We start from the raw sequence: 21110 nt of genomic DNA, 5'->3' as shown, positions 1-21110 counted from the left end.
ATGAAGAGGCAGTATATTTTTTTACTTATAACCTTACTTTGTAAAATATCACTTTTTGCACAAGATTCTATACAAAGGTTTACGGTTTATAATAATAGATTTTTTGAAAGCTTAGCCGACAAGGGCATTGAAGAAGCTTTTAATATCGCCAATGTGCCCGTAGAAAATTATACTGCCTCCTCTTTTTCTTATTCTTTTGAAGATGGAGCTTTAAAACAGGGAGGAGAACCAGAGGCTATTACCTCAATGGGTTTAAAAACAACTGGTATTTATAAATCAGAGAATGGAACTGTTTTTTTTGGTAGGTTCTCTATAGATAAATCCTATTATAGTAATTTAAAATGGAATTTGTCTTATAACAATCCGCATCGAGGTAGAATGGCAGACCCACATTATTTTGCAGTATCTAAAGGAAGTAAGTGGAGTAATCAAGAATACAATGTGCAGGGAGGGGCTTTATTTCCTTTATCAAAGAGATTTAAGTTGCTTGCGAAAGCAGATTATACCTTATTCAATAAATATAGAACAGAGTATGATCCTAAACCTGAAATTACATATAATGAGTTGATTTTAAATGCGGGATTAGAATATACTCTAAAACCTAAAAATCATTTTAAATTTGGTGGAAAATTTGGGTATGCAGATGTCAATAATTCAATTACATATATCAATAGTAATGTAGCTTACCCAGCTAATTATGATATTTATATAAAGTGGATCGCGGGCTATGGTACAATGACCAGTCCTTTTAAAAATAATCTTGAGAAAGACATCTCAGAATATGGGTTCTATGCCGGTTACTCATTTACAGGAAATAAGGTGATATGGAATACAGCTATTAAATACTCTAATAAAGCGTATAGAACGTATCGTAATTTTGATGTAAATGACAAGGAAGACCGCTCCAATTATTTTGCAGATTTTAATACAGATCGTATCGATGTAAATGCATCGGCAATTTATTTTTATTCGCGTAATAATCTTTTCAAATTTAATCTTGCATACAGGGAGTTAGAAGGCGAGAACTATTGGTTTACAAAAGCTGGTAAAACGTACTCAGCATCAGAGCAGGAATTTTCATTAGACGTGTCATTCCTAAAGCTTAAGAATCAATTTACTAATTGGGATGTAAATACATCACTTGGAGTTTATACGATTGAGCAAATAGATGCACTTGCTCAGACAACATCTCGATATACCAATATGGAGGCAGGTCTTTCTATTCAAAAAAGTATTCTTCAAGGAAGAACTATAACTATATTGCCATTTATCACCATGAGCGGTAGATTTAATATGGATAGTTATTTTATTAATGGTAATAAGGATTATTTAGAAAATATCTTAGAAACAGATTATGCCGGTCTCACTCAAAAAACATTTTATGAAGAGGTAGTTTATCCAGATTATGCACTCTACTCTTCTAATAGTTTGTATACGTCTCTGGGAACAAACGTAGGCTTTAAATTATCAGAGAAATTAGACGGGATGATAGTTGCAAAAGGAGGTATAGAACATCTTATAACTCAAACTACCTATTTTAATGAAGCAGAGGCAAATCGCTACAATCTCCTACTAACATTTAAAGTCTTCTATTAATGCGGCGAATTCAATATATCACACTTTATGGCGTGCTATTTATTTTTGCAGGTTTTAAGGCCTTCCAAGAATATGATATTGATATATTAAGAAAAAAATATAGTAGTGGGGATTACCAGCAATGGCCGGCTCCGCATATAGATGATGAGGTAAAATCTGGTTTTAAAGATATAGGTCATCTTCCAGAAGTGCAGTTTCCAGAAGATAATCTATACACTAAAGAGAAAGCAACGCTAGGTAAGACCCTCTTTTTTGATCCTAGATTATCTAGTAGTGGGCAGATCGCTTGTGCCAGTTGTCATGACTCAGAATTGGGATGGGGTGACGGGCGGCGTGCTAGTTATGGTCATAACAGACAAATAGGAGCAAGAAATGCTATGACGCTTTTAAATGTAGCTTACGCGGAAACCCTTTTTTGGGATGGTCGTGCGGCGACATTAGAAGAGCAGGTAAACTTCCCAGTGGAAGATTCTCTTGAAATGAATTTTCATGTAGATCTTGCCGTAAAGCGTATTGCAAAGATCTCTGGATATAAAGATTTATTTGCTGCCGCTTATAGCGACCCACTAGTTACAGAACAACGTATTATAGGCGCTATTGCTACCTTTGAAAGGACAATAGTAAGTGAGAGTACGAGATTTGATAGATTTATAGATGGCGATGAAGATATCTTATCAGATCAGGAAGTATTGGGATTGCATTTATTCAGGACCAAGGCCAGATGCATTAATTGTCATAATACAGGATATTTTTCAGATAATAGTTTTCACAATACCGGCCTTACTTATTACGGACGATCTTTTGAAGATCTAGGCCTTTATGAACAAACCGGCATAAAAGAAGATGTAGGTAAATTTAAAACAGCTCCTTTGAGAGAGATCACTCGCACAGAACCTTTTATGCATAATGGGCTTTTTCCTCATTTAGCTGGGGTGATCAATATGTACAATGCAGGTATGCCTCAACCCAAGCGTAAAGATCATCAACTTAATGATACTTTATTTCCAGTAACATCACCGCTTCTTAAAGAACTTGAACTCACAGAAAGAGAACAGCGAGCGTTGGAAGCATTTTTATATACTTTAGAATCTCGTAATAAAAGAGAAACTCCGCCTGAATTGCCTAATTAGGGCAAAGTATTTTATTAAGTAGTGTATTAGTGGGTGATTCATCAATCGATGAAAAAATTAGCGGATTATCGAATGGGGGTGAGTGAACCCTCTGAGCTTCGTTGCACTCGCTCCTCTCCCTTCTAGGATAAGGGAGAAGCTTTTTACTGGGGACTAAGAGTGAGGACAGGTTACTTAAAATTCTCACTTCGGTTTTGCTCAGTGAACGACTTTTGCTTCGCTCAGTGAACTGTTTTTTAATTAGTTAATTAGCGGATGTGGGGATTAGCCAATGGGGTGCTGGAGGGATGATTAATCAATTCTCGATTTGTTGATTGGGGATGATTGAACCCTCTGAGCTTCGTTGCACTCGCACATCTCCCTTATAGGATAAGGGAGAAGCTTTTTACTGCCTACTGCGACTGGGAACTGCGGACTGAGAATGTCACTTCGACTCCGCTCAGTGAACGACTTCGGCTTCGCTCAGTGAACGACATTTACTTCGCTCAGTGAACTGTTTTTAATTAGTTAATTAGCGGATGTGGGGATTAGTGGATGTGGTGCTGGAGGGATGATTAATCAATTCTCGATTTGTTGATTGGGGATGATTGAACCCTCTGAGCTTCGTTGCACTCGCACATCTCCCTTATAGGATAAGGGAGAAGCTTTTTATTGCTGTGGGGCTGCAGACTGAGAATGTCACTTCGGCTTCGCTCAGTGAATGACTTTTGCTTCTCTTTGTGAACAGTGATTTTATTGTTTATAGTAGTTCTTGTTTTCCCGCTTTTCGCTTCTCAACTCTTTTTCAGCTACTTTTCTTATTAATATGGAAGACAAATTCGCAGGCTTGGTAGGAGTAGAATATACTGCTGCAAGTTCTTCTGCCACATCTTTTGTAGTTCGCTCTTGCTTAAAATAGTTCTTTTCAATAAGTGTATTGATGTATCGGGTAATTTGAGGTTTATTTCTACTGGCCTCTGAAAGTTTAAACCTGGGTTTTATAGCGATTTTAAAATCAAAGGCGTCTCTAGGGTGTAGCCCTATTGCTTTACAAATCTCAACTATATAAGAAACAGAGCTTTCTTCTCCTGCTTCTGCATTACGAATAGTTCGTGCAGCAAAACCTGTCATTTCAGCAATGTTTTCAATAGAAAAACCAGCATGCTTTCTGTATGCCCTTATTCTTTGGCCTAATTGCTCCAATGTCTTACTGTCCTTAAATCTTTTCACATATCAAATTGAGCAATATGATAAACAACAAAAAATACTTTATAATTATCATTTGTTGTCTTATTGTTTTATCATATATTTGATTCATAATTATTTGTTTGCGATACTTCTTTGCATAAAATATTAGAAGCATTCGCTTTGAGTCTTGGTTCGAAAACTGGTAATTTTTAGACAACAAGAGGATAAGCAAGGTGCTCACGACCGCGGGCGTGAGTTCTCTTATCGTTGTCTGGCGTACCAGTGCCACGAGCCGGTAAGTAGAGTCGCGCCCTTTTTGTTTTTGGGTTTTTTATTTCTACAACATTTCAAAGTCTTTGATTCTTTCCTAAGAGGTTAAGCTAATTTACCCCTACAATTTACACCCTAAAGTGCGCATTATGCGCATACCAATCGAACTGCACCCGCCATAGGCGGGTGTTACCCAAGGCTTGCATAACGGGTGCAGGAATATTTACTATGCTAATTACCCGTGGGACAGATTTTGCCCATGGCACTATCTGGTTGTGTTTTGCTAGCACAATGGGTGGGATGGATCGTCTTTGTCTTTTTTAAGGTTTTAGATGATTCTGGGGCTGATGTTTTTTCAGTGAAGCGGGGGATTAGTGGGGTTGATTTTAATTTTTAAATGAGGATTTATGGTTTGAACTTTAGGAGAACACCCCTAAAGTCCCCTCAAGGGGACAATACACTCATCATATGTGTGTAAATCATTTTGATTGTTGAATTAGCCTAAAAAAGAGTTGCTTATGGAAAACGAAGAATGAAGATCCTGTTTTAACGGGTAGAACCAAAAAGCCTTCCCTGTGATTGGCGTCGCGCGGGAAGGCCTGGTTTGAATAAAACGAATGTTTCATTTTACTAACACTACAAAATTATGAAAAATTATAACGGGCACCTGTGTGTCCTGCTATTGCTGTGCTTAATATTTAACAGCAGTAAGGCAATAGCCTATGATAGTTTCTCAACGCCTTTTACCCCAAATACTTTGCTAAGCCCTCAACAAGTGTTGAGTGGAACTGTTACTGACTCTCGCGGAATACCTCTTGCCGGAGTGAGTATTAGTTTACAAAACAGCACAAGAGGAACCACGACTGATACTAAAGGGTATTACACTTTACAAGTGCCGGATAATGCCGTACTGAGCTTTCAATCTCTGGGATTTGAACGTCAGGAAATCAAGGTAGGCAATCAAACCTCTTTAGATGTTGTTTTACAAGATGATATAACCGCTTTGAATGTGGTAGAGATCAATGCAGGATATTACAGCACAACAGAAAAAGAACGCACAGGTAATATCGCAAAAGTTTCAGGCGAAGACCTAGAGCTACAACCGGTTGTGAGTCCACTACAAGCCTTGCAAGGCAGGATGGCAGGAGTATCTGTAATCGAAAAGAACGGTGTACCTGGCAATGCTCCCAGTATTATGATACGGGGACAGAACAGTTTGCGTACCGCATATAATGACAACGGAAATTTACCTCTGTACATTATAGATGGTGTGCCTATAGATGCCAGCCCACTAAACAGCTTTACGGTATTGTTATCTCCCAATGTTTCTGGAATAGACCCTTTAAACACTCTGAACCTTACCAACATTAAAAGTATAGAGGTATTAAAAGATGCCGATGCTACAGCTATTTATGGGAGTAGGGGCGCAAATGGGGTGGTGCTAATCACTACAAAGAATGGAGCAGAGGGTACAGCAAGGCAAGGATTAAGTGCTCGTGTCTATACTGGAGTCTCAACCGTACCTACACGGCTGGACCTTTTAAAAACCGAAGACTATTTAAGTTTGCGTAGGGAAGCTTTTGAAAATGATGGACGCAATCCAACAAACGGAAATGCTAGAGACCTACTGCTTTGGGAAGATGATCGTTATACTGATTGGCAGGATGTACTCTTTGGAGGAACTGCTCATACCACCGATATAAATTTAAGTACAACGGGAGGCAATGCACAAACCCGTTATCGTCTGGGGGGAGGATACCATAGACAAACAACGGTGTTTCCCGGAGACTTTAGTTATCGTAAGGTAACAGTGGGGATAGGACTACATCATCAAAGTAAGGATAATCGCTTTAAGTTAGCCTTATCTGCCAACTACGGAAGTGATGTAAATAATCTCTTTGATGAGAGTAGTATGGTGAGTAAAGCAATAACGCTTGCACCCAATGCACCCGCTTTGTATACGGAAGATGGAATGCTGAACTGGGAGGATTCTACTTGGGATAATCCACTTGCGGTTTTATATAAAGAAAGTGATGGACGTGTACATCAACTAAAAAGTAGCCTAGGACTATCATACGCATTAGGGTGGGGTGTTACCGCCAAGGTTAATACTGGCTATACTCGTCTAAGCAGTAATGAGGTGATCAAACAACCCATACGAGCTACGGACCCTGCGGATTGGGCTACCGCGGAACATCGTAGTTCACATCAACAATCTACTAGAGGTTCATGGATAGTAGAGCCGCAACTACAGTATGATAAACAAATAGGAGACCTAGAGATCAATGCATTGGCTGGAGCGACCTTCCAACAGCGAATGGCAACTAGCCTTAGTGCTATAGGTACTGGTTATGCCAGTGAACAACTCATAGGGAATCTTGCAGCCGCTGACATGGTGAATGTTACCAGTGGTACAGAAGTGCTGTATAATTATGAAGCAGTATTTGCACGTCTTGGGCTTCACTATAAAAATCGTTACCTGCTCAACCTAACGGGAAGAAGAGATGGTAGTAGCAGATTTGGAGCAGCCAGACGTTTTGCAAATTTTGGAGCGGTAGGTGCAGGATGGATCTTTAGTGAGGAAGAGGCTTTTCAGACTGCTTTACCCTGGCTTTCCTTTGGAAAGTTAAGAGGAAGTTATGGAACCACAGGAAGCGATCAAATAGGCGATTATGGCTATCTGGATACTTATTCAGCTACGCCAGGACCTGGAGGGTTATATCCTACACAGCTGACTAACCCTAATTACTCGTGGGAGAGTAATAGAAAACTAGAGCTTGGAATTGATCTAGCCTTTATTAAAGATCGTTTACGTTTGAATACCAGTTGGTATCGCAATAGATCATCAAATCAGTTAGTGGGATATCCACTACCCGCCATAACCGGTTTTAATACAGTACAGGCTAATCTAGACGCTACGGTAGAAAATAAAGGGTGGGAGATCGTTGCCAGTAGTAGTAACATTCAAACGGCGAACTGGCGATGGAAGACCGATCTAAACATAAGCTTGCCACGCAATACACTAATATCCTTCCCAGATATTGAGCAGACTTCTTATGCCACGATATACACTGTGGGAGAATCATTAAGCGCACAGCGGTTCTACAATTATACCGGGGTAGATAGTGAAACAGGGTATTATACCGTAGAAGATGTGAATGATGATGGTGCATTGGATTTTGAAGACCAGACCATAATTAAAGATCTGGGTAGAACTTTATTTGGCGGATTTCGAAATACAATCACCTACAAAAAGCTATCCCTTGATTTTCTGATAGAATTTGTACAGCAAGACGGGCAGCAATATTATCCGAATACACCTCCTGGTAGGTTTGGAAATATACTGCGGGAAGATTATGTAAATCGTTGGCAGGATGAAGGAGATAATAGAGGAGTGCAACGTGCATCATCAAGTATCTCAGCTTTACTAGGATATTCCCGTGGATTGCAAAGTAGTCTTGTGGTGTCTGACAACTCATTCATACGCTTAAAAACGGTAGGTCTGAGTTATCAATTTAATTGGAAGGCATTGCATGTACAACAAAGTAGGGTTTTTCTTCAAGGACAAAATCTACTTACCCTCACTAATTATAGAGGATTAGACCCGCAATTTACAGGCAATACTTTACCTGCCCTGAGAACGATAACTGGAGGATTAGAATTAAAATTTTAAATGATGAGAACACGAAATATTATACAGAATACCCTTGTTTGCCTAGTCTTTTTAAGTCTGTGTGCATGTGAAGAATTCGTAGCTGTGGATGTACCTAATGACCGCATTACCAGTGTGAGTGTTTTTGCTGATGATATCACCGCAAGGCGAGCCATGGATGGTGTATATAGTCAAATGTTCAATACCAATTTTGCAGCTGGAGGGAACCGCTCTGTAACTTTCTTAGCAGGTCTATCTGCAGACTTATTGGACCTCACAGGAACAGCAGGGGAGATGGAGCAATTTGCTGAATATACCCTAGACCCCACTAACGGGTATAACCGTGATCTATGGGCAGGAGCTTACAATACTATTTATATGTGCAATTCTATACTAGAAGGCTTATTAACAACAGATAAGCTCAATGCAGATATTGAAACGTCTTTAGAAGGTGAAGCAAAATTCATACGTGCCTTCAGCTATTTCTATCTTACACAGCTTTATGGAGATGTACCATTGATCTTATCAACAGACTACAGAGAGAATGCTGTAGCACCACGTACCGACACGTTGGACGTTAATAGACAGATCATTGAAGACCTGGAACAGGCTGTGGTATTATTAGGAGAAGAATATCCTGATGGAGAGCGCACCCGGGCTAACCGATATACTGCAATGGCCCTGCGAGCCAGAGTGTATTTGTATGCGGAGGATTGGGAACAAGCAGCATACTGGAGTGGAGAGGTACTGAAAGCCACAGGCACGTATAGTTTAGCAGAAGATCCTAATGCTGTTTTTTTAGCCAATAGTAACGAGGCGATCTGGCAAATTTCACCAGCAGGATGGGGTAATGGTTTTACGCATACCCGTGAAGGAAATCTTTTTATCAGAATAAGCACAAGCGGTAGTCCCGTTACGCTCTCCCAACATTTAATGGAATTATGGGAGACTGGTGATCTAAGAAGAGATGCCTGGGTGGGTAGCTATAGTGATGGGAGTGATGTGTACTATTATCCTAATAAATATAAGGTACGCTTTGATTATTCAGGAGGAAATTTTACTGAATACTCCATGGTAATGCGCTTGGCAGAACAACACTTGATACGTGCTGAGGCGAGGGCTTATAGCAATGATATGGATGGGGCTTTAGCAGATATTGATGAACTGCGTAAACGCGCAAATCTCCCATTACTTCAAGATATGGATATGGTCTGGACCAGAGATCAAATTTTGAAGAGTATAGCTCTGGAGCGACAGCGCGAATTTTTTGCTGAATGGGGCCATCGCTGGCTAGATCTTAAGCGCACCGATAGTGCGAATGAGCTTTTGAATCAAGATAATGCATTTTGGGAATCTACGGATACCTTATATCCTATACCTGCTGATGAACGTATGAAAAACCCAAACCTTACTCAAAATGATGGATATTAAAATAAGCAGCAATATTATTCGACCAATACTATTTGCGATACTAGCTATAGTCCTATTTGATCAACCAGTAATAGGTCAAAATAAATCAGAAGACCTTCCAATTTATGGAGGAGAGTTATCTAATGGGTTAAAATATTATATCCAACCCATATCGAATAGTGGAGGGTATATAAATATGGATATGTTGGTACTTGCGGGTGGCGCTATGGAGCCAACTCACAAAAGTGATCTAGCGCATTATGTTGAGCATTTACCTGAGTCAACTTTAAAGTTTAAAACGCTTCAGGAAACAGGAAAACCAATAGGTGAAGTTTATCCTGAAGTGGAATTTTTAAATACAAGGACAGATATTTACTTTACACATTATGAATTGAGATACGTTGCCACTAGTTCAGAATCAAGAGATATTGCATCAAATTATCTAAAGGAAATAGTAAGCGGCAAAATGCATTTTCCTGATACTATAATCGATTCAGAGAAAGCGGTTTTCTATCAAGAATACCTCTATAGAGATGGGTTTGAAAATTATGGAGAGAAAACAATTGGTAATTCCTTCACTAATTGTGTATCCAAAGCTGTTGCACCTAATATGTTTAGAGATCACGTTAATGGATTTAATCGCAGTGAAATTGAAAGCTTTTATAGGTATTGGTATCGTCCTGACAATGCTGTTCTTATAGTTACAGGGGCTATAGAGGATATAGAGCAAACTGAAGAACAAATCCAGAAATTCTTTGGTAGTATTAAAAAACCAGACGGGAAGTTAAGTTTTAAGAGATGCGAACCAGATTATTTAAAGCGTCCTTCGCAGTTCATTAAATTTAATGATACGACCTCATCAATGACTAAAAAAGGAGGGTCAATTCTAAGATTGTATTTTAAAAATCAGTACACGAATGATGAATCGAGACAACAGCTAGATGATAAATGGCTAAATGAAGTGATACAGAAAAGTTTGCAGTACTATGTTACTGCTTTAAATCAAGACTATGACTCTTTCTATGAAATAGGAATACTTAAAGAGTATCAATTCCCTGCTTTTCGTTTTATACTACTCATGCAAAATGGGTTAGAAAAAAAAGCATTACAACATTTCACAGGAATGATAAAGACTATTGTAAAAAGGGGAGTTACCGAAGAAGATTTGGCAGCTATAAAGGAAGAATTATTAAATGCCCATAATGGAATTAACACAGAATCTAGAAATTATATTGTTAATCAGTTAAAAGCATATCATACAAATGGAGAACCCTTTACTGCTAGTAAAGAAATGGAGTACAAGAACTGGTTAGCAAATCTTAGTCCTGCTGATGTAAATCTTAAACTCAATGAACTATTAGGAGCAATGTCACCGGATATAGCAATAGCTGTGGGGGCAGGTAATCCTTTTTTACAGCAAACGGAAAATGAGGTGCGTAATTTAATACACCAAGCTCTACCCTTACCATACCCTAGCGAAAGGACAACATCATCAAGTTCATTAGAAATAGGTTCACTTTCACAAGTGGGGTATACTTATATAGGCCAAGACCCAGTGGGAGGAGAACGGTATATATTGGACAATGGAGTTACTGTCATCCTAAATAAAACCCCTAATTCATCATTTAAAATTCATGGTTTTAGAAAAACAGGAGCGGATATATTTACAGGGCAGGATAGAGCAAACGCATTTTTTTCACCAAGTCTTGTTGCGATTAGTGGTGCAGGGAATTATACTTCATTTCAACTTAAAGAAAAGCTATTGCGGAAGAATATTTATTATGGACGATATCCTTATGTAGATGCTAAAGAATGTGGTATTGAATTGAATGGAAATTCTGGGGATATGGAATTCTTTTTAGGGTTGACCTATCTCTTTATGACTAAACCTAGAAAAGATTCTATAGCTTTTGAACATTGGAAGTATAAAGCTTGGAGGGATTATGTTGACCCAAGCTTTAGTATGAGTGCAAAAGATCTTTTTGCTCTTGGTGCTCAAAGTTTAAATAATTCAGATGCCGGGTATACGGGATCGGGATATTATAGCCGTGTGAAACATGCAACTCAGAATAATGTTTATGAGATGTATACGCAGTTATTTCAAAGGGCTAGTGATTTCACTTTTATCCTATCAGGAAATTTTAAAGCAAACATAGTCATGCCTATAATAAGTAAGTATTTGGGTAATTTGCCTAATACTGCTAAACCCTTACCCAAGAGTAGTTCAGAAATACCAAAACTTCCACCCGGTCCAAAGCATAAAGAGTTCTATGTGGAGTATATGTTAAAAGATCAGGCTAGCTTGAGGGTGTATTATATATCCCCTTTTATACGTGATGATTGGAAAAGTTCAATAGACCTTAGAATATTAAAAATTTTACTTAATGAAGATCTGTCTACCCTACGATGGGGTAAAGGACGCGGGGTATATTTGAGTCTGGCTACGACCCGCATGGATTTTGATGATGGCAGGGGGATAGTAGCTTTTAATATCCCCACCACACCTGATGCAGTAGATACAATAATTGCAGATGTGGATGAAATTGTGAGAAATATTAGTGAAACACCTGTGAGTAATGAACGTTTACAACGAATTCTAAAAATGCGAATACTTCCTTATTTAGCGCGGGATAGGAGAGAAAAGGAAATCTATAATTATTATAAGTATAATTTATTACCTACAGATAAGAAAGAAATGCGGAGATATGTAGAGGAGCTCACTCCCGAGCAGTTAATACAAACCGCCGAAAGGTTACTGACCAAGGAGTATAAATATGAGATTATGGGGAAAGGGTATTGAAGTATATAAAAAGTAACGTCCCGAAATGCGGGACGTTACCATTTTATCAAGACACCGTACTATTCTGAAGGAATTACATATGGTGGTGTAGATCCAGAAGGCTTACGAACCTGAAGGGTTGCATCAGTATATACATCATATACTGTTTCTTCATCATCATCTTCAAAAATGACTTTACAGTCATCACCTGTGCCAGTACACGGGTCATTTTGTAATTGGACAGGTTGATTGTCTAGATTAATCCATCCATTAGCCTGAGCATTGTTGTTTGCAAAGGCAAGGCCAAAGGCCATCAGTAACACCATAAAAGGCATCATTATTTTAGCATTTTTCATGATATAAAAATTTAATTATTGCCTACTCTGTTTACAGGTTTTCAGCTTCTCCCTGAATCATCGCGCTATGATATTCTTATATTATTATTATTGCTATTGCTATTGCTATTGCTATTGCTATTGCTATTGCTATTGCTATTGCTATTGTTATTGTTATTGTTGGGGGTAGGTAGGAGTTAATAATGTCAAAAACTTGGGTTGTTTTTATTGTTGATATAGATGCCTAAATATGTAAGCAGGGTAAAAGCTATATTAAAAATCAAATGCTGTTGCCAAGTCAAAGAACTAATTATGCCACCGCATGAGCAGGGGAGTTCCTTACTGAAGAACAAGAGACCGCCAATGTATACAGTAAAAAGTGTCATTAAGATAGCAGCTAAGAATAATCCAGACCTTTTCATATCAGGAATAAGTAATAGAATCACCACTAATAATTCAATTAATGGAATACCCCAAGCTAAAACATCAGGTGCGCTGGTATTCTTAAATATTGGACTGTTAAATAGTGCGCTATGAAAAGATGTAAAATCTAAGAATTTTGAAATTGCCGCATATAGAAATAACAGTATTAAAAGATACTTTATAGTACTACCTATCCATTGTAATGATCTCATCCCTTGAAATTTTTGTTAGTATAAAATTCAGGAATGCAATTTGGTTTTAAGGGAGAAAGAATAATACCTAAGGGATTATAAAATTCTAACCATTAAAATCGCTTGACTCTTTTCTGAAATAAGAAGGGCTGTTATTAAATTTTGCTTTAAATGCTTTTGCAAAATGAGTGTAATTGCAAAAGCCATACTGTTTTGAAATTACTTTAAATGAGGTGGGCGTATCCTTTATCAAAAGCATTGCCATCTCAAGCCGTTTTTCTAAGTGGAGTTTAAAAATAGTGGTGTTATAAAGTTCCTTAAAACCTCTTTTAAGTTTGTATTCGTTAAGGTTAAATTCTCTTGCAAGGGTAGGCAGAGAAGGAAGCGTTTGGTGAAGATTGTTCAATACAAATTGGTGTACATCTCTTATCCTAAGAATATCGATTTGTAATTGTATAGCTTTTTTTGAACGAGGTTTTATAGTTTTATTATTACTTTTCTTTGGATTTACTTCTTTATTTAAAAATGGTAACCCTCTGAAAAAGTAAAGTGTTGAGTTTTTATTTTGTAGAAAATGTAAGTACCCCCAGCATTCTATACTATATTTTTTAGAGATCTTAAATTCTAGAAGAATTTTAAGTGGCACTTTATCAACATTCGTTCTGCTATTCCCTATAATGCTTTGTTTTAGGTTTGTGGAAGACGTTTTAGATAAGAATTTAAGTATTGATCTATCTAATAACGTATTTGATCTTTTAGCCAGAAGAGTTTTCAGTTTGTGATTCGTGGCTTGAATTTTTAAATCTTGATCAATTAGAAAAGTATATGGATCAGACATGTTTTTTTCACCGAAGGAATGTGCATATATAAAAAAGTCGCTAAGCTCCTCGGCAAGCATATTAAGGAGTATAGCCAGATCATCCAATTCATCAGGAACACCATCTAAAATCTGAACCCGGTTAGCAAAATTACCTGCGGCCATTTCTAATATCATATTGCGCAGCATATTAAAACGAGCCTGATGTGAGGAGAAATTTTTCATCTAGATATACTTCTTAAGGTATAGTAAAGCTTCGTGTCGCATTGTAAATAACTCAGCAGGTATAGTGGGCTGATCTACCCGAATAAAGAATTGAGTTAAAGAATTGCTTCCATGCGTAGTAGTGAGGTAAGCAACAGCTTTAGTAAGTATAGATCCTTGAAGCGCTAGATATCTTCTAGCTTCTAATGAAGGAATACTTAGTTTTCTAATATCACATAATATTGGATAGGCTTTCTCTCTTTGAAGTGAAAGTCTATCCTGAACAACTCTTTTTGCAACATTCAAATCAAAATCGTCAATCTTATGATAGGTAAAAAAGAGTATGTTATCCTCAATGGTAATATGAGCATATGGACTATTTATAGTCTCCATGTTAACTGGTAATTTCGTATCAAATTAATAATAATTATATAAATGTGTTAATATTCAGATCGATGTGCATCGATTTCTTGATGATATCACGCTTATTTATATGTGCAATTATGCTATTAGGGATTAATAGTATGCTTTAAAGGATTAATTATCTGTTTGAATATTACTACTAGAGGAAGACTACTAGGAATTTTATAGATTGAAGCGTTATACTACTCATTCACTTCAAACTAATAATTATGGCTAAAATCAAGCACAACCATTTTCTTGATACGGTGGATCAAGTATTTACCTATGCAAGAGCAAAGAACATTTTACACTTAAAAGCAGAAGGAGACACGTTTGATGGACGGTTTATAGGAGTCGCGGGTAGAAAGTTATATCACTTTGGTACAACGGGATACTTAGGCCTTGAACAAGATATACGACTAAAGGATGCGGCTAAAAATGCCATTGATCGCTATGGTACTCAATATCCCTTATCCAAATCTTATATCGCACACCCGTTATATGAAGAACTGGAAACCTTATTGCATCGCATTTATGAAAGACCAGTAATCGTAGCGAAAAATGCAACTCTGGCGCACATGGCAGCACTGCCAGTGCTTGTAGGAGATGGTGACACTATCATATTAGACCATCAAGTACACTGGAGTGTGCAAGATGCCGCAAATCGATTAAAGTTACGTGGTGTGAAAATCATCCCTGTTCGTCATAATAGAATTGATCAACTAGAAAGTAAAATACAAGAATATGGTTCTAAATCTGAAAAAATCTGGTATCTCGCAGATGGTGTTTATTCAATGTATGGAGACTATGCACCTTTAGAAGCATTGCAAGCACTAGCAAGGAAGTATAAACAACTACACCTATACTTTGACGATGTGCATGGTATGAGTTGGGCAGGAAAATATGGGAGAGGCTATGTTTATGATAAGCTTGATGCTGATATATTTAAAAGAAGTGTTTTAATAGGTACGTTAAGTAAAACTTTTGGAGCTAATGGGTCATTAATCATTTGCGGTGATGAGGAAATTCATCGTAAGATAAAAACCTTTGGAGGTTCTCTTACATTCTCAGCACAATTAGACCCTGCCTCTGTAGGCGCTGCTATAGCCTCTGCAAAAATTCATCTTAGTCCTGAGATCGAGAGCATGCAAGATGAATTACAAATGAAGGTTACATTTTTTAATCGTCTTCTAAAGGAATATAAATTACCGGTAGTAGAGTTTAATAATTCACCAGTCTTCTTTCTAGCTACTGGAATACCTGAAACGGGATACCAACTTACCCAAGCGCTACTTGAGGAAGGATTTTATGTAAATATGGGATTATTCCCTGCCGTACCGTCTAAGAATACAGGATTGAGAATTACGTTATCAAGACACAATCAATTAGAAGAGATCAAAGCGCTGGCGGATGCATTGGCAAAATTACATCCTGTAATTATGGAGAAAACGGGTAATACCTATATGCGATTAAATAAAGCCTTTAAGATTGATTTCGCCACACTCAAACATATAATAAACCCTAGTGAGGATTACATCATACACCAGTACGATAGTATCGAACAGTTACAAGAGAATGAATGGGATAAATACTTTAATGGAGAAGGTATTCTAGATCATGCTGGATGGCGTTTTGTAGAGACAGTTTTTAAGAATAATCACCGTCAAGAGAATAACTGGAAGTTCATTTACTTTAGAATAACAGATGATTTAGATGAAATTATATTACTGGCAGCCTTCACGATTAGTTTATGGAAGGAAGACATTTTATCCCCACCAGAGGTGTCTGCGACTATTGAAGAACAGCGAAGGGAAAACCCTTACTATTTGTGTTCACCAGTACTTAGTTTAGGCTCATTATTTTCTGATGGGCAGTCGTTATATTATAATTCGAACCATCCACAGGCTCCGACTGCTTTTACAGGACTGATGCAGCGCCTGGAGCTCATCGCGGAAGCGCATGATGTAACTCAAATTGTATTTAGAGATTTTGCTCCGTCAGATCATTGGGGCGCTATCTTTAATACACATGGTTTGATACCTATTGAAATGCCACAGACAGCCATAGTAGAGTATCTAGATTGGGATAATGAAGAAGGATATATCGATAGTCTTTCGACAAGATCTCGAAAACACTTTAAAAGGGATGTTCTACCATATAGGAACCAAGTAACGGTGCGCATCAAAAGTCAAGTAGGGGATAATGTTCTAAAAGAATGCTACCAACTATATAAAAATGTAAAGACCAGAAATCTAGGATTGAATGTATTTGAATATCCAGAAAAACTGTTTGAAGCAATGAATCAATCACCACAGTGGGAGTTTATTATACTTAGAAGTGTAGATACTAGTAAATTATTAGGGGTGCTTTTTTGCTATATCAATAATAATCTCACTTATGTGCCAAGCTTAATAGGCATGGATTACAAATACAACACCGAGTTTCAAACCTATAGGCAGTTGCTTTATGAAAGTCTGCGTAGAGCCAAGGAATTAGGATTAAATAAAGTAGATTGGGGAATCAGTGCGACTTTTGAAAAACGCAAATTAGGTGCAACCTTATTCCCTAAACAGGCATACGTGCATGCGGAGAATAATTTTATGATGGAGTACCTAGAAACCCAAAGAGGGATGCGGTCATGAAAGAGGCAGAAGCTTTGCTAGAGCAATTCAATAAAGAAATTGATTCACTAAGCAATAAAAAGGTTAATGGAGTAAAGTTGGCTCTTGAAGGAATAACCATATGCAATACCACGCTTTCTGATCTTAAAACTTGGGTAGATACGCATGATTTTGAAACTATTCCTGAGGAGATCTACTTCTTTAAAGAAATAAAGGCAGTACCCATGAGCTACCTGATCTATTACACCGAGATGCGTACTTGCGAGTTGTATCAGCCAAAAGCAGGAGTGCAGAATAAGGTTTCATTCCTTGAAAAGGAAATAAAGAAGATCAATAAGTTTTTCTACCGCAATGCAGATTTTGTTCATTATATGGAAATGGGTAATACTTATCTGGATCATCTCTATTTTTCAAGAACGCAAAACCCAGACTACCCTGCCAATCCCTTTACTAATTATTATCAATTCCCGGAATTCTCCACCTCGCATGATATGCTGTGGGCTAGGGTCAAAGCGATGAATAAGCTTATCCATTACATAAGAGCTGTACTTGAAGAATTACAACCCGGGAAGCCATTTGCTGCTAAGCGTAAAAAGCATAAAGTACTGGTGTGGACGGGTTCTAAAACAGCGCTTACAGAACTTATATATGCTTTATATTCTGATGAGGTTCTTAATCATGGTGCAGTGGATCTTAAAACGATCACCTGTAATTTTGAGGACTTCTTTAATATAAGTCTTAACCAGATGTATAAAACCTATTCAGAGATAAAAGAGCGACGTGGTAGCCGAACTAAATTTTTAAATGAGTTAATCATTAACTTAGAACACAAGATGAATAGAGAAGATAACTTGTAACCTCTTAATTGTTAAAGTTTATCGGTATTACGATACAGCTTGGGAAAGTATCGCATTTAAATTATACAGATTTGTATTGCGGAGATAATTGCAACCACTGAATGCCTGACAGGGTGTTTGGTGGTTTTTTTACTATATTTATTCCCTCCCCTAGTAATTATTATATATCAGCTGCCAACCTACATGAAATTTAACGAGGACTCTAGGGTAAAAATTCCATCTATATTACATTTATATCAATTGGGATATGACTACATCTCTTTGAAAGATGCTCTTTGGGACAAAAACACCAATATTTTCACAGCTATTTTTAACGAACAGATTGCTCATCTGAACTCGGGTTTATCAGAAATTGAAATTAAACAGGTATATGATGAAGTCTCATTATCTCTTGAAAACGAAGACTTGGGTCGCGCATTTTACAATATGTTATTAGATCAGTCGGGGGTGAAGTTGATTGATTTTGAAAACTTTGATAGCAATTCGTTTCACGTGGTCACAGAATTGCCTTTTCAAAAAGATGATGAAAGCTTTAGACCAGATATAACGCTTTTGATTAATGGTATGCCCTTGGTATTTATTGAGGTTAAAAAGCCTAACAACCGGGAAGGGATTTTAGCAGAGCACCGCCGTATGGAAAGGCGTTTTAAGAATAAGAAGTTTAGGAAGTTTATTAACATCACGCAGCTGATGGTCTTTTCGAATAACATGAACTACAGCGAGGAAGACACACAGATGTTAGAAGGGGCATTTTACAGCACTACAAATTATAGCAGACCAATATTTAATTTCTTTAGAGAAGAAGAAACTTTAGATTTAGAATCCCTGCTTAAACCCCTTTCTGAAGAAGTTGAGAACGCGGTACTTAAAGACACCAATCTTCTAAGTATCAAAACGAATCGGGAGTATCAATCGAATAAGAAACCAACTACATCCACAAATCAAATAGCAACATCCTTATTTCAAAGGGATCGCTTAAAGTTTATCTTGAGGTATGCATTTGCCTATGTAGAGGAAGAAAACGGCTTAGAAAAGCACGTGATGCGGTATCCGCAGCTTTTTGCAACAAAGGCTATTGAAGCCAAATTAGAGCAGGGAATTAAAAAAGGAATTATCTGGCATACCCAGGGTTCAGGTAAAACAGCTTTAGCTTTTTTTAATGTTAAGCATCTTACACATTACTATCGTAAGAAGAATATCATTCCTAAGTTTTATTTTATTGTAGACCGTTTAGATCTATTAACTCAGGCTGCTAAAGAATTTACAGCACGCGGTCTGGTTGTGCATAAAATAGATTCTAGGGACGACTTTAGTAAAGATATAAAGTCTACTCAGGTAGTACATAACAGTTCGGGGAAGGCGGAAATTACGGTGGTTAACATTCAGAAGTTTAAAGACGACCCCGATGTAATTAAAAACAACGATTATAATCTAAGCATTCAGCGGGTGTTTTTCTTAGATGAGGTGCACCGCAGTTACAATCCTAAAGGAAGCTTTTTAGCAAATCTGGAATTGGCTGATACTCATTCTGTGAAGATTGGATTAACAGGGACACCCTTGTTGGGTTCAGAATACAATTCTAAAAGCTTATTTGGCGATTATATCCATAAGTATTATTACAATTTATCAATCAAAGACGGGTATACCCTACGTCTAATACGCGAGGAGATAGAAACCAACTATAAGCTGGTTTTACATGAAGCTTTAGAAAGTATAAAAGTATTACAAGGCAACATCAACAAGAAAGACCTGTTTGCCAAGCCTCAATTTGTTGAGCCTATGCTAGACTATATTGTAAAAGATATGGAACAGGCACGCATTTCTATGAATGACTACAGCATAGGAGGGATGGTAGTTTGTGATTCTGCAGAACAGGCTAAAATGATGTACGAGATCTTTCAGCATACCTATGCAAAACAAAAAGATACGGAGCTGGATCTGGCTGCAGAAGAACCTGAAAGCTATGGGGACAAGAAGCGGCAAAATGCTGAAGTATTAAAGGCACAGGTAATCCTCCACGATATAGGTACAAAACAGGACCGTAGAGATTGGGTGTCTGATTTTAAAGTAGGCAAATTAGACCTATTATTTGTTTATAATATGCTGCTTACCGGTTTTGATGCGAAGCGTTTAAAAAAGCTCTATATAGGCCGAAAGATTAAATCGCACAATTTATTACAAACCCTTACCCGGGTGAATAGAACCTACAAGGCGCACAAGTATGGCTATGTGGTAGATTTTGCAGATATCCAAAAAGAGTTTGATAAAACCAATCAGGATTATTTTAATGAACTGCAAGGAGAGTTAGGCGATGAGATAAAGCACTATTCAGACTTGTTTAAAAAGCCTCACGAAATTCAGGAAGAAATAGCAGCGATTAAAGACATTCTTTTTAGATACAATACGGAGAATGCAACTATTTTTGGAGAGCAAATTTCAGAAATTAACGACCGCTTTGAAATTCGGGAAATAGCAAAAGCACTTAACAATTCTAAAGAATTATACAATCTGATACGCCTATCTGGAAACTTTGAATTGCTAGAGAAGTTAGACTTTAGAAAATTGGCTGTCCTCTCGCGATTGACCAATGACAGACTCAGCTTGATCAATACCCGTATTGCACTAGAACACAATGTAGAGACTGATAATATTTTAAACACGGCTTTAGAAGACGTCATTTTTGCTTTTACAAAAGTGAAGGAGGAAGAGATGATTCTTGCAGATGAACTTAAAAATATCTTAGGTAAAACCCGCGAAATGCTTGCAGGTAACTTTGACCAAAAAGACCCGGCGTTTGTTTCGTTAAAAGAAGAATTGGAACGCATATTTAAAAAGAAAAACCTAAGCGAAGTTTCTAAAGAAGAGATGGAAGCCAACATAAAAGCATTGAATGCGATTTACGATAAAGCAAAAAAGCAGGAACGTGAAAACCAATTACTACGTGCGAAATACGACTACGACGCCAAGTATGCACGCATTCACAAGCGCCTATTGGAGAAAGATCCGTTAACCGATAGCGAAAGCAAACTCTTTGATGCCTTAAAAGGATTAAAAGATGCCATAGACAAAGAGATTCTGCAGAACTCTAAACTACTTGAAAATGAAAGTTATGTAGAAAAGATGGTGATGCGCCTGGTAGTGAATCAATTTAAACGAGAACAACAGGTAAATATCTCAACTACAGATGTAAAACGGGTAAACAGCATTATTGTAAGAGAATATATGAATGAATACAACGGTTACGTTGCCTAATATA

General features: G+C 37.5%; 13 protein-coding genes. 8 read left to right on the top strand and 5 right to left on the bottom strand.

What is annotated here, in order from left to right; all coding sequences use genetic code 11:
• Both ACZ5L8_RS09215 and ACZ5L8_RS09210 read left to right on the top strand, forming a co-directional pair.
• Complete coding sequence (locus ACZ5L8_RS09215; protein WP_464436836.1) at nt 1-1596, top strand: DUF6850 family outer membrane beta-barrel protein; 1596 nt, start codon at nt 1-3, stop codon at nt 1594-1596.
• Nucleotides 1596-2726, top strand: a complete 1131-nt coding sequence (locus tag ACZ5L8_RS09210) for a cytochrome-c peroxidase (protein WP_464436835.1) — start codon at nt 1596-1598, stop codon at nt 2724-2726. The genes ACZ5L8_RS09215 and ACZ5L8_RS09210 overlap by 1 nt, the downstream gene beginning before the upstream one ends.
• 732 nt (nt 2727-3458) lie before the next feature.
• On the opposite strand, the gene ACZ5L8_RS09205 is transcribed toward ACZ5L8_RS09210, so the two are convergent.
• Complete coding sequence (locus tag ACZ5L8_RS09205) at nt 3459-3935, bottom strand: helix-turn-helix domain-containing protein (RefSeq protein ID WP_464436834.1); 477 nt, start codon at nt 3933-3935, stop codon at nt 3459-3461.
• Nucleotides 3936-4809: 874 nt separating this feature from the next.
• Here ACZ5L8_RS09205 and ACZ5L8_RS09200 point away from each other — a divergent pair.
• Genes ACZ5L8_RS09200 through ACZ5L8_RS09190 form a run of 3 tightly spaced genes read left to right on the top strand, consistent with a single transcriptional unit; the run spans nt 4810 to nt 12025 of the window.
• On the top strand, nt 4810-7836 hold the full coding sequence (locus ACZ5L8_RS09200) for a SusC/RagA family TonB-linked outer membrane protein (RefSeq protein WP_464436833.1): 3027 nt from the start codon (nt 4810-4812) through the stop codon (nt 7834-7836).
• On the top strand, nt 7837-9246 hold the full coding sequence (locus tag ACZ5L8_RS09195) for a RagB/SusD family nutrient uptake outer membrane protein (protein ID WP_464436832.1): 1410 nt from the start codon (nt 7837-7839) through the stop codon (nt 9244-9246).
• The gene (locus ACZ5L8_RS09190) at nt 9233-12025 is read left to right on the top strand and encodes a M16 family metallopeptidase (RefSeq protein WP_464436831.1); all 2793 of its coding nucleotides are present in this window, start codon (nt 9233-9235) and stop codon (nt 12023-12025) included. Before ACZ5L8_RS09195 ends, ACZ5L8_RS09190 begins: the two co-directional genes overlap by 14 nt.
• Before the next feature lie 59 nt (nt 12026-12084).
• On the opposite strand, the gene ACZ5L8_RS09185 is transcribed toward ACZ5L8_RS09190, so the two are convergent.
• The 4 genes from ACZ5L8_RS09185 to ACZ5L8_RS09170 all read right to left on the bottom strand — a co-directional run bounded on the left by ACZ5L8_RS09185 (nt 12085) and on the right by ACZ5L8_RS09170 (nt 14367).
• On the bottom strand, nt 12085-12360 hold the full coding sequence (locus ACZ5L8_RS09185) for a DUF6520 family protein (protein ID WP_464436830.1): 276 nt from the start codon (nt 12358-12360) through the stop codon (nt 12085-12087).
• A 185-nt stretch (nt 12361-12545) separates the two neighbouring features.
• Nucleotides 12546-12974, bottom strand: a complete 429-nt coding sequence (locus ACZ5L8_RS09180; RefSeq protein ID WP_464436828.1) for a MauE/DoxX family redox-associated membrane protein — start codon at nt 12972-12974, stop codon at nt 12546-12548.
• Nucleotides 12975-13059: 85 nt separating this feature from the next.
• The gene (locus tag ACZ5L8_RS09175; RefSeq protein WP_464436826.1) at nt 13060-13995 is read right to left on the bottom strand and encodes a helix-turn-helix domain-containing protein; all 936 of its coding nucleotides are present in this window, start codon (nt 13993-13995) and stop codon (nt 13060-13062) included.
• A complete protein-coding gene (locus ACZ5L8_RS09170) occupies nt 13996-14367 on the bottom strand; it encodes a DUF7793 family protein (RefSeq protein ID WP_464436823.1) in 372 nt (123 codons plus the stop codon). It lies immediately after the preceding gene.
• A gap of 239 nt (nt 14368-14606) precedes the next feature.
• On the opposite strand from ACZ5L8_RS09170, the gene ACZ5L8_RS09165 reads away from it, so the two are divergent.
• The 3 genes from ACZ5L8_RS09165 to ACZ5L8_RS09155 all read left to right on the top strand — a co-directional run bounded on the left by ACZ5L8_RS09165 (nt 14607) and on the right by ACZ5L8_RS09155 (nt 21106).
• Nucleotides 14607-17018, top strand: coding sequence for an aminotransferase class I/II-fold pyridoxal phosphate-dependent enzyme (locus tag ACZ5L8_RS09165; protein ID WP_464436821.1), 2412 nt, complete (start codon nt 14607-14609; stop codon nt 17016-17018).
• Nucleotides 17015-17854, top strand: a complete 840-nt coding sequence (locus ACZ5L8_RS09160) for an RteC domain-containing protein (protein ID WP_464436819.1) — start codon at nt 17015-17017, stop codon at nt 17852-17854. The genes ACZ5L8_RS09165 and ACZ5L8_RS09160 overlap by 4 nt, the downstream gene beginning before the upstream one ends.
• A 183-nt stretch (nt 17855-18037) precedes the next feature.
• Complete coding sequence (locus tag ACZ5L8_RS09155; RefSeq protein ID WP_464436817.1) at nt 18038-21106, top strand: type I restriction endonuclease subunit R; 3069 nt, start codon at nt 18038-18040, stop codon at nt 21104-21106.
• Nucleotides 21107-21110 lie beyond the last annotated feature (4 nt).

The sequence above is a fragment of the Leeuwenhoekiella obamensis genome, assembly GCF_055391795.1.
Note: the sequence above shows the minus strand (reverse complement) of the source record. Positions and strands in the feature narration are given on the sequence as shown.

Excerpts from the sequence above, each read along its gene's own strand:
- ACZ5L8_RS09215 (WP_464436836.1), top strand. The coding sequence starts at position 1 with ATGAAGAGGCAGTATATTTTTTTACTTATAACCTTACTTTGTAAAATA.
- ACZ5L8_RS09210 (WP_464436835.1), top strand. The coding sequence starts at position 1,596 with ATGCGGCGAATTCAATATATCACACTTTATGGCGTGCTATTTATTTTT.
- ACZ5L8_RS09200 (WP_464436833.1), top strand. The coding sequence starts at position 4,810 with ATGAAAAATTATAACGGGCACCTGTGTGTCCTGCTATTGCTGTGCTTA.
- ACZ5L8_RS09195 (WP_464436832.1), top strand. The coding sequence starts at position 7,837 with ATGATGAGAACACGAAATATTATACAGAATACCCTTGTTTGCCTAGTC.
- ACZ5L8_RS09190 (WP_464436831.1), top strand. The coding sequence starts at position 9,233 with ATGATGGATATTAAAATAAGCAGCAATATTATTCGACCAATACTATTT.
- ACZ5L8_RS09185 (WP_464436830.1), bottom strand. The coding sequence starts at position 12,360 with ATGAAAAATGCTAAAATAATGATGCCTTTTATGGTGTTACTGATGGCC.
- ACZ5L8_RS09180 (WP_464436828.1), bottom strand. The coding sequence starts at position 12,974 with ATGAGATCATTACAATGGATAGGTAGTACTATAAAGTATCTTTTAATA.
- ACZ5L8_RS09175 (WP_464436826.1), bottom strand. The coding sequence starts at position 13,995 with ATGAAAAATTTCTCCTCACATCAGGCTCGTTTTAATATGCTGCGCAAT.
- ACZ5L8_RS09170 (WP_464436823.1), bottom strand. The coding sequence starts at position 14,367 with ATGGAGACTATAAATAGTCCATATGCTCATATTACCATTGAGGATAAC.
- ACZ5L8_RS09165 (WP_464436821.1), top strand. The coding sequence starts at position 14,607 with ATGGCTAAAATCAAGCACAACCATTTTCTTGATACGGTGGATCAAGTA.
- ACZ5L8_RS09160 (WP_464436819.1), top strand. The coding sequence starts at position 17,015 with ATGAAAGAGGCAGAAGCTTTGCTAGAGCAATTCAATAAAGAAATTGAT.
- ACZ5L8_RS09155 (WP_464436817.1), top strand. The coding sequence starts at position 18,038 with ATGAAATTTAACGAGGACTCTAGGGTAAAAATTCCATCTATATTACAT.